This window comes from Bradyrhizobium liaoningense (assembly GCF_018130785.1).
Lineage (GTDB): Bacteria > Pseudomonadota > Alphaproteobacteria > Rhizobiales > Xanthobacteraceae > Bradyrhizobium > Bradyrhizobium liaoningense_A.
In genome coordinates this window covers 1-9858 of the sequence record NZ_JAFCJT010000050.1, presented here as the reverse complement: position 1 = coordinate 9858, position 9858 = coordinate 1, and the positions used below count along the sequence as shown (strand labels likewise).

At 66.1% G+C, this 9858-nt stretch carries 6 protein-coding genes; 4 read left to right on the top strand and 2 right to left on the bottom strand.

Translation table 11 applies throughout. The features are described 5' to 3' along the window. Positions 1-83 precede the first annotated feature (83 nt). On the bottom strand, positions 84-2942 hold the full coding sequence (locus JQ627_RS38660; RefSeq protein ID WP_212489563.1) for a winged helix-turn-helix domain-containing protein: 2859 nt from the start codon (positions 2940-2942) through the stop codon (positions 84-86). A 199-nt stretch (positions 2943-3141) separates the two neighbouring features. On the opposite strand from JQ627_RS38660, the gene JQ627_RS38655 reads away from it, so the two are divergent. The 4 genes from JQ627_RS38655 to JQ627_RS38640 all read left to right on the top strand — a co-directional run bounded on the left by JQ627_RS38655 (position 3142) and on the right by JQ627_RS38640 (position 6101). Further along, entirely contained in the window at positions 3142-3561 is a 420-nt protein-coding gene (locus JQ627_RS38655; RefSeq protein WP_212489562.1) for an organic hydroperoxide resistance protein, read from the top strand. Between the two features lie 36 nt (positions 3562-3597). Next, entirely contained in the window at positions 3598-4629 is a 1032-nt protein-coding gene (locus JQ627_RS38650) for an alpha/beta fold hydrolase (protein WP_212489561.1), read from the top strand. A gap of 120 nt (positions 4630-4749) precedes the next feature. Continuing rightward, a complete protein-coding gene (locus JQ627_RS38645) occupies positions 4750-5259 on the top strand; it encodes a cytochrome P460 family protein (protein ID WP_409363846.1) in 510 nt (169 codons plus the stop codon). Positions 5260-5276: 17 nt separating this feature from the next. After that, positions 5277-6101: an SDR family NAD(P)-dependent oxidoreductase gene (locus JQ627_RS38640; protein ID WP_212489559.1), complete on the top strand. Its 825-nt coding sequence runs from the start codon at positions 5277-5279 to the stop codon at positions 6099-6101. Positions 6102-6108: 7 nt separating this feature from the next. Here JQ627_RS38640 and JQ627_RS38635 read toward each other — a convergent pair whose 3' ends face one another. Beyond that, complete coding sequence (locus JQ627_RS38635; RefSeq protein WP_212489558.1) at positions 6109-9618, bottom strand: PAS domain-containing hybrid sensor histidine kinase/response regulator; 3510 nt, start codon at positions 9616-9618, stop codon at positions 6109-6111. Positions 9619-9858: the final 240 nt, after the last annotated feature.

The window sequence follows — 9858 nt, the reverse complement described above, 5'->3', positions numbered from 1 at the left end:
GCACGGGCTTCAAAGCCCTTGGATGAAGCGGTCTCCCGTCCGTTACCGCACCGGACACTCTAGCCGATCCGGCGCAATCTGACTTACAAGGATGACGGAGCCGATGATGTCCGTAGTAGCTCGTTGGCAGCCCTGATATCCGCAGTCTCGGAGCCCTCGGCAAAGCCTTCGAGCGCCGATCGAAGCAACCGCTTCGCTTCCTCGCACTGGCCACGTTCCGCAAGGAACCCGGCGAGATCGATCGCAGCCCGCAGCCCCCAGGCTTTTGCGCCGCTGCGACGGCAGAGGTCCAAGGACTGCATCAGGTGGTTTTCGGCCTCTCCACGGTTCGGGTCCGGGAGGGACAGTAACACCTTGCCCTTCATGCGCAGCAGCTCGGGCATATAGAGATGATCACCGCCTTGCTCGACGAGACGGATCGCGTCGTCGATCAGGCGTGCACTCTGCTCGATCTGCCCGAGCGCCAACAAGCCATGCACGAGCGCGATGTTTAACGTCGTGGTCAGCAGCTCGTAGCCGGAATCGTGAAGCTCGCGCAGACAGGCCCGTATCGTCTCGACGCCGCCTGCGGCGTCGCCGCGCCGGATCGCCAGCTCGCCTTTGACGCCTCGGCCGACCGCGAGATAAGGCCCCATCGAGCGCGATTCGGCATGTGCGATGAAGCGGTCGATGTTCTCTTCCGCGCCGTCGAGATCTCCGCTCCAGAGATCGATCGAGACCGCCCAGATCAGCGCGATGCAGAGCGTGATCGGATGGTCCATCTGCGCGGCCTCGGTGACCGTCTGCAGCGCCAGTTGCCGCGCATCCGCAGGCCGGCCCTGCAGCCAAAGCTCGCGCGCGAGCGAGATGCCGGCCCGGTTGCGGTGATCGAAGCCGTGGACCGTGCTGATCCGCTCCGTGCCCGGCCCGTGCCAGGCGGCCTCCAGCATGCGCAGTGCGTCGCGATGCTCGCCGGCCAGATGCAAGGAGACACCCAGCAGCGAATGGGCGAGGGCGATGGAGGCGGCATCGCCGAGCGTCTCGGCAACCGTGAGGCTCTGCTGCGCATAACCGAGTGCGGCGTCGAACTGTCCCATCCGCTCGTGGAAGATGTGCATGCGGCCGAGCAGCTGGAGCTGGTTCGGCGCGTCGCCGCGCGCCTCGGCGATCGCCAGGCTCCTGCTCAGGGCGGCACGCGCAGCTTCGCTGCCGCCACGCGTGAACATCAAGGTCAATCCGAGGGCGGCCTGGATGTGCATTTCCCCGGCGCTGCCGCGCGAGGGCGGATCGATCGCAAGCAGCGCCCGTTCCGACCAGCGCCGGCATTCGATCAGCAGCGACATCGCGAGAAAGATGGGCGCCGCGGCGGCGGCAAGCGCAATGCCGATGCCGACATCGCCGCCTTTGCCAAAACACCAGTCGAGCGCGGCGCGCACATTGTGAAGCGCGGAGAAATGGATCGCGCGCTCGTCGGCGCTCGGCACCGTCGCCCACGTCGTGCCGGCCTGCTCCAGCCATCGCCGGTAGTATGTTGCGTGGCGGGCGGCGAGCGCGGTCTCGTCCGGCTCGATCTCGAGCAGATAGGCGCGCGTCGTGTCGAGCAGACGATAGCGCATCATGGCGCCGATCGGTCGCGGCGCGACCATCGACTTGGCGACCAGGCTGTCGATGGCATCGAACAGGCGCGAGCGGTCGACGCGCTGGTCCGGCACGATTTCGAGCGCGGCGTCGATGGTGAAGTGGCCGGCGAAGACGGCAAGCCGGCGCAGCACGACGCGCTCGGTGTCGGACAGGAGCCCGTAGCTCCAGTCCAGTGTGGCTTGCAACGTCTTCTGCCGCGGCGGCGCGGTGCGCTGGCCCTGCCAGAGCAGATTGAGACGTTCGTCGAGCAGTATGGCTGTTTGTTCCAGGCCGTAGGCCTCGACCCGGCCGGCGGCGAGCTCGATCGCCAGCGCCATGCCGTCGAGCTTGCGGCAGATCCCGGCGACGATCGCAGCATTGCCATCGTCGAGCGCGATCTGCGCACCTCCGGCCATGGCACGTTCGAGGAAGAGCTGAAGCGCAGGATAGGTTTGCGCGGCAGCCGCGGTCAGCCCGGGATTGTCAGGCGGAACGGCGAGCGGCGCCAATCGATAGACCTGCTCGCCCTCGACGCGCAGGGCCTCGCGGCTCGTGGCGAGGATGTGGACATGCGGTGCGGCGTGGAAGATTTCTGCTGCGAGCGGCGCCGCGGCGGCGATGACGTGCTCGCAATTGTCCAGGATCAGCAACATTCGCTTCTCCCCGAGGTGCGCGAGCAGTGCAGGCAAGGGATCGTCGGTCTGCGCCGGCAAGCCCAGCATCAGCAGGATCGAGGTGATCACGAGATCGGGATCGCTGAGTGCGGCAAGATCGACGAAATGTGCAGCGTCGGAGAAAGTCTCGAGCAGGTCGTGCGCGATCGCCACCGCGACGGCGGTCTTGCCGACGCCGCCCGGGCCGACGATCGTGACGAAGCGCGAAGCGATGAGCCTGCCGGAGACGGCGGCAACCGCATCGTCGCGCCCGACCATCCGTTGCAGCCGGTTCGGCAGTTTGACGGGCGGTAATTCCGTCCGCTGCGTGGCGCGCCGCTCTGGCGGGATTTCGACCTTCGAGATCGGCGCCACGAAGCAATAGCCGCGGCCGGAGAGCGTGGTGATATAGCGGGCGCCGTCCTTGCCGTCGCCGAGCGCCTTGCGCAGGGCTGCGACGTGAAAGCGCAGATTGGCTTCTTCGACGGTCAGGCCGGGCCACACCAGCGCCATCAGATCCCATTTGCTGACGACGTCGTTCGGCCGGGACATCAGCGCAATCAGCGTGTCGAAGGCCTTTGCGCCGAGCGGCAGCGCGACGCCGTCGCGCATCACGAGCCTTTCATGCGTTGTCACGGTGAATGGCCCGAACGATAGGGTTCCCGTTGCGGTGCCGGCCGGCTCGGTCATGGCGAAATCTTGGTCCTCTCAAACGGACCGGATAGCCAGATGATCGCAATCCGGCAAGACCGTCCCTGCATCGGCATCAGACTGCTGATGCAGGCCTCGTGGGGGACTGCGAGCCGGGTCCTCACAACTTCTCACAAGTCCAAACGGGTGTCCTGCTGCCGCCGCTGCTAGTCAGTTGCGCGACGGCAAGGAGACCTTCATGACGCAAGCGGCAAAACTGCTCTACACGGCCAGGACCCGCACCAGCGGCGGACGACACGACGGCATCTCGCGCAGCTCCGACGGCCGCCTCGACGTCAAGCTGTCGTCGCCGGGCGGCACAGGCATCGGCACCAATCCCGAGCAATTGTTCGCGGCCGGCTGGTCGGCCTGCTTCGAAGGCGCCATGGAGATTGCCGCGCGCAAGCGGAAGATCGAGCTTCCCAGAAAAAGCGCGATCGATGCGGAAATCGACCTTCTTCTCGATGAGGGCACTTATGCCCTCCGGGCGCGTCTCAATGTCAGCCTGCCGGGCCTCGATCGCGAGATCGCGCGTGGCATTCTCGATGAGGCGCACCAGACCTGCCCCTATTCCAAGGCCGTTCGCGGCAATATCGACGTCACGGTCGCGCTGATCTGACGCACTATCCTCAACCATCAACAAGGTAGCACCACCATGAAACAGATCATCGACCAGCACCGTCGCAAATTTTTCGGCGTCGCTGCGGGAACCGTCGCCGTCGGTCTCGGCGTGATCGACCTCGCCCGCGCCGAGACGGAAGCGCCGAAATCGTCCACATCGAATGCGTCCTTCGGTCCGATCAAGCAGATCGACGCCGGCGTCCTCAATGTCGGCTATGCGGAGGCAGGTCCCTCGAACGGTCCGGTGGCGATCCTGCTGCATGGCTGGCCTTACGACATTCACGCCTTCGTCGATGTCGCGCCGATCCTGGCAAAGGCGGGCTATCGTGTGATCATCCCTCATCTGCGTGGCTATGGCACCACGCACTTCCTCTCCAGCGAGACGCCTCGCAACGGCGAGCCCGCGGCCATGGCCGTCGACATCATCGCGCTGATGGACAAGCTCGACATCAAGAAGGCGGTCGTTGCCGGCTTCGACTGGGGCGCGCGCACCGCCGATATCATCGCTGCGCTGTGGCCGGATCGCTGCCGCGCGCTTGTCTCGGTCAGCGGTTATCTGATCTCCAGCCAGGCCGCCGGCAACGCGCCGCTGCCGCCGTCGGCCGAGCTGCAATGGTGGTACCAGTTCTATTTCGCGACCGAGCGCGGCCGCGCCGGATACGAGAAGTACACGCATGATTTCGCAAAACTGATCTGGAAGCTCGCCTCGCCGCAGTGGAAGTTCGACGACGCCACCTTCGACCGGAGCGCGGCGGCGCTGGACAACAAGGATCATGTCGCGATCACGATCCATAATTACCGCTGGCGGCTCGGGCTCGCCCAGGGCGAAGCGAAGTACGAGGATCTCGAAAAGAAGCTCGCAGCAGCTCCGCTGATCAGTGTCCCGACGATCACGATGGAGGGTGACGCCAACGGTGCGCCGCACCCCGACCCCAGCGCCTATGCCAAGAAATTCTCGGGCCGGTACGACTTTCGCCTGATCACCGGCGGCATCGGTCACAATCTGCCGCAGGAAGCACCACAAGCCTTTGCCAAGGCCGTCATCGACGCGGACGGCGGCGCCTGAGGATCTGCTCGAGGCCTCGGTCCGGCGTGGCTGGACCGAGGCCCACAAGCGATCGCAACTTAACGAAGCGTCATGGCGACAATGAAATCTGAAAAGACCAAATCTCCATCCTTTGCGACGATGATCGTGCTGGCCGTGCTCCTCCTCGTCGTTGTCCTCACCTGCGTGCCGTATCTGGTCACGATCGCCTTTGCGGAGGCGCCGGCGACAGCCGATGCCTCGCCGATCTTCGGTGTCACTGTCCCGCAGGGCTACAAGCAGTGGGAGCTGATCGCGCCGGCCGAGGAGGCGGCGCCCTTGGACGAGCTGCGCGCCGTCGTCGGCAACCAGATCGCGATCGATGCCTATCAAGACGGCAAGCTTCCGTTCCCCGACGGCACCATTCTGGTCAAGCGCGCCTGGAAGCGGAAACAGTCACCCGAATTTGCGTCCGCGACGATTCCCGGCGCCGCCACCACGGTCCAGGTGATGGTCAAGGATTCCAGGAAATATGCCGCGACCGGCGGCTGGGGCTTTGGCCGATTCGTCAACGGCAAGCCGGTCGACGAAGCCCAGCACCGCACCTGCTTCGCCTGTCACGAAGCCCGGGCCAAGAGCCGCGACTACGTCTTCACACGGCTTGCGCCTTGAGCAGTCGGGAGCGCGCCGTGTCAAAGACGTGGTTCATCAGCGGCAGCTCGCGCGGGCTCGGCCGCGCCATCACCGAGGCCGCCCTCGCGGCGGGAGATCGCGTGGCGGCTACGGCCCGCGACACGAAGCCGCTCGAACCGTTGAGTGAACGCTTCGGCGAGAGGCTGCGGCTTGCAGCGCTCGACGTGACTGACGAGGCGGCCGCGCAAGCGGCCATCGGCTTTGCCGTGGAGGCGTTCGGCGGCGTCGATGTGGTCGTAAACAATGCCGGCTACGGCGATCTCGGATCGGTCGAGGACACGAGCCTGGCCTCGTTCCGTCAGCAGATCGAGGTCAATCTGCTCGGCGCCATCATCGTCACGAAGGCGGCGATTCCCGTGCTGCGTCGGCAGCGCCGCGGGCACATCGTGCAAGTCTCATCCGTCGGCGGACGGATCGGTGCTCCCGCGCGCGCGGCCTATTCGGCCGCGAAATGGGGCATCGAGGGCTTTTCTGAATCGCTGGCGCGCGAGATGGCGTTGATCGGCGTGCACGTGACGATCGTCGAGCCCGGCGGCTTCCGTACGGGCTTTGCGCAGTCGGCTCATGCGACCGGCGAAGGGCGGACCGAGTACGATGCCGTCGTTGGAGCGGCCGTCAGGATGCAGCGCGATTATGATGGCCGCCAGCCGGGCGATCCCGCAAAGGCCGCCGCCGTTGTGCTGAAGCTCGTCGACATGGACAGCCCGCCTCTGCGGATCGCGCTCGGCAGCGACGCCGTGAACGCCATCGCGGCGATGGACCGGCAGCGTCTCGAAGAGCTGGAGAAGTGGCGCGCGCTCGGCGTCTCGACCGATTACTGATCGCGTCTTACTCCGCCGCCACCATCTGCTGCGTGCGCCACTGTCCCAGCAGGGCGCGGAGCGAGGCCGGCTTCACCGGCTTGTTGAGCACCGCGATTTTTTCCTCGCGCGCGGCGACCTGCACCGCGGGGCTGCGGTCGGCGGTGATCAGGATCGCAGGGATGCCGTCGCCGAAGCGGCGGCGGATGTCGCGGATGGCGGCAATGCCGTTGCCGCGGTCGAGATGATAGTCGACCAGCAGGCCGGTCACGCGGCGGCCCGCGCCTTCGATCGCGGCGATCGCGCCCTCGGGGTCGGCGACCGCGATCACCTCGGCGTCCCAGGCCTTCAGCAGCGTGCGCATGCCGTCGAGGATCGCTGCGTCGTTCTCGATGCAGACGATGAGGGCACCCGAGATCGGCGTGCGCGCCAGCGGCGTCGCGCTGGTCACGGCCGCAGTGTGGGTGATCGCCTTCGCCGTCGGCACCGTCACGGAAAACACCGAGCCGCCGCTCTTGTTGCCGTCGATGGCGATGCCGTGCCTGAGCACGCGCGCGAGCCGTTCGACGATCGAGAGGCCGAGGCCGAGGCCGCGTGCGATCCGCGCGCCCTGCTCGAGGCGGTGGAATTCCTTGAAGATCTCGCTGCGCTTGACCGGCGGAATGCCTACCCCGGTGTCATAGACGCAGATCTTGAGCGAGGCGCCGCGGCGGCGGCAGCCGACCAGCACGCGTCCGCGCGGGGTGTATTTGATCGCGTTGGAGATCAGGTTCTGGAGCAGGCGCCGCAGCAGGAGCCGATCGGACTCGACCGGCAGCGAGCAGGGCACGAAGGCCAGCTCCAGGTTCTTGGCGCGTGCGATCGGCGCAAACTCGATCTCCAGCGAGCGCATCAGGTCGGCCATCTTGAAGCTCGAGGTCGAGGTCGTCATCGCGCCGGCGTCGAGCCTGGAGATGTCGAGCAGTGCGCCGAGGATCTCCTCGATCGCCTGGAGCGATTCGTCGATGTTCTCGACCAGCCGCGTCTCCTCGCCGCTGTGCTGGCGCTCGACCAGGCTGGTGACATAGAGCCGCGCCGCGTTCAGGGGCTGGAGGATGTCGTGGCTGGCTGCCGCCAGGAAGCGCGTCTTGGAGATACTGGCGTCCTCGGCCGCGCTCTTGGCCAGCGCCAGCTCGGAGTTCAGCCGGGTCAGCTCCTCGGTGCGATCGCGCACCCGCTTTTCGAGCGTCGCGTTGGCGCGCTCCAGCGCTTCGGCCGCCTCGAACGTGGGCGTGACATCGGTGAAGGTGATGACGAAGCCGCCGCCGGGCATGCGGTTGGTCAAAATCTCGATCACCATGTGGCGGTCGGGCAGGCGCTCGAGATAAGGCTCGCTGTCGGTGGTGTAGGCCGCGAGCCGCCGCTCCAGCACGGCTTCGCGCTCGACCGGATTGTCCGGCTCGCTCACACCCATGAATTCCAGGATCTCGCGCAGGGGCGTTCCGAACTGGATGAAATGCGGCGGCACGTTCAGGAGATCGCCGAACTGCCGGTTGGAGCAGATCAGTTGCAGATCGGCGTCGAACACCGCGATGCCCTGGCGGACATGGTTGAGCGCGGTCTGGAGGATCTCGCGGTTGAAATGCAGCGCCGCGTGGGAATCGTCGAGCAGTTTCAGCGCCGCTTTCGCCGAGACCGTCCGCTTGCGCAGCAGCAGCGACATCACGAGCCGCGAGGAGGCCGCGCCGATCGAAGAGGCGATCAGGTGCTCGGCATGCTGCAGCAGCTCGAAATCGGCGGGCGCCCCGGATTCCAGGCGTACATTGCGCCGCACCGAGAATGCCTCGAATGAATGCCGGGCCCGGTCGGGTCCGAGATATTGTGCGACCGTTGTCTGGATGTCCTGCACTGTGACGGTGGTGCGCCAGCGGCGGAAGCTCGGGGAGATCGGCGCGAGCGTGTTGGGCACGAACAGATCGGCCTGCACCAGCTCGATCGAAGATGGCTGCCGCGCCAGCGACAGCAGCACATAGGTCAAGATGTTGAGCGACAGCGACCAGATCACGCCATGCATCAGCGGCGGCAGGTCGGCGCCGAACAGCGCCTGCGGCCGCAGTGCTTCGATGCCGAACGGCCCGTGCTGGAGCAGCAGGATGCCCAAAGTCGAGGAATCCATGAAGCTCGGCATGAACAGCGTGTAGAGCCACATCGCGAAGCCGACCAGCATGCCGCCGATCGCGCCGCGCGCGGTGGCGCGCCGCCACAACAGCCCGCCGAAGAAGCTTGGCGCGAGCTGGGCGATGGCGGCAAAGGAGAGCAGGCCGATCGCCGCGAGCTGGGTGTTGCCGAGCGCGCGGTAGTAGAAATAGGCCATCACCATGATGGCGAAGATCGCGAGCCGGCGCGAGCGCAGCAGGAAGTCGCTGAAATCGGCGCCGCCGGTGCGTCCCTCCGGCCGCCGTTGCAGCACCAGCGGCACCACGAGGTCGTTCGAGACCATGATGGAGAGCGCGACGCATTCGACGATCACCATCGCGGTCGCCGCCGACAGGCCCCCGACGAAGACGGCGACGCTGAGAAGTCCCGCACCGCCCTCCATCGGCAGCGCCAGCACATACATGTCAGGATCGACCGCGCCGAACGGGAAGCTGACGAGGCCGGCGAGCGCGATCGGGATCACGAACACATTGATGGCGACGAGATAGAGCGGGAACAGCCAGCGCGCGCGGCTGACCTCGGCATCCGAGGAATTCTCCACCACGCTGACGTGGAACTGGCGCGGCAGCAGCATGATCGCGCACAGCGACAGCAGCGTCATGGTCAGGAAGTTGCCGATCGACGGCGAATAGTCGATCGCGCGCACCGCCTCCGGCGTCTTCATGGCGCGCTCGACCAGCTCGTGCGGCGAGAACATCCAGAAGGTGACGAAGATGCCGGCGGCGAGGAAGGCGATCAGCTTGACGATGGATTCGGTCGCGACCGCCAGCATCAGGCCGTGCTGGTGCTCGGTGGCGTCGGTCTGCCGCGTGCCGAACAGCACGGCGAAGGCCGCCATCGCCAGCGTCACCATCAGCGCCATGTCGCCGAGGATCGGGATGTGGGAGAACGCCTGGTCTTCGCTCAGAATGACTTCCAGCGAGGAGGCGACCGCCTTGAGCTGGAGCGCGATGTAGGGCACCGAACCGATGATCGCGATCAGCGCAACGGTGGCGGCCACTGCCTGGCTCTTGCCGTAGCGCGCGCCGATGAAGTCGGCGGTCGAGGTGATGTTGTGGGCTTTGGCCAGCTGGATCACGCGGCGCAACACGCCCGTGCCGAGCCCGATCATCAGGATCGGGCCGACATAGATCGCGAGGAAGTCGGTCGAGGTGCGCGTGGCGAAGCCGACCGAGCCGAAGAAGGTCCAGGAGGTACAGTAGATCGCCAGCGATAGCGGATAGATCAGTCCGGAGGCACGACCGGGCCCGGCCGGCGAGCGGCGGTCGCCATGGCTCGCCACCAGGAACAGAAAGCCGATATAGCCGAAGGCGGCAGCAATCACGCCCCAGTCGTGCAGCATGGTGAGCGCGCTTCTCCCTGGGCGCGATGGCGCCCGAACCCATTTTCCCAGCAAATCTAGCGCGTTGGGCAGGCGCAAGCGACAGCGAAATGCCGCGCCGGGGCGGGAACTGGGGTTGTCGTTAAGGTGGGGTCGGGGCGCTGGTACTTACCCTCCCCCTCCAGGGCAGGGGAATCGCATGTGATCTTTTCGTAAGGCATTGCGATTTTGGCAGAAATCGATTCTGACGGTGGCTCCTGA

Excerpts from the sequence above, each read along its gene's own strand:
- JQ627_RS38660 (WP_212489563.1), bottom strand. The coding sequence starts at position 2,942 with ATGACCGAGCCGGCCGGCACCGCAACGGGAACCCTATCGTTCGGGCCA.
- JQ627_RS38655 (WP_212489562.1), top strand. The coding sequence starts at position 3,142 with ATGACGCAAGCGGCAAAACTGCTCTACACGGCCAGGACCCGCACCAGC.
- JQ627_RS38650 (WP_212489561.1), top strand. The coding sequence starts at position 3,598 with ATGAAACAGATCATCGACCAGCACCGTCGCAAATTTTTCGGCGTCGCT.
- JQ627_RS38645 (WP_409363846.1), top strand. The coding sequence starts at position 4,750 with ATGATCGTGCTGGCCGTGCTCCTCCTCGTCGTTGTCCTCACCTGCGTG.
- JQ627_RS38635 (WP_212489558.1), bottom strand. The coding sequence starts at position 9,618 with ATGCTGCACGACTGGGGCGTGATTGCTGCCGCCTTCGGCTATATCGGC.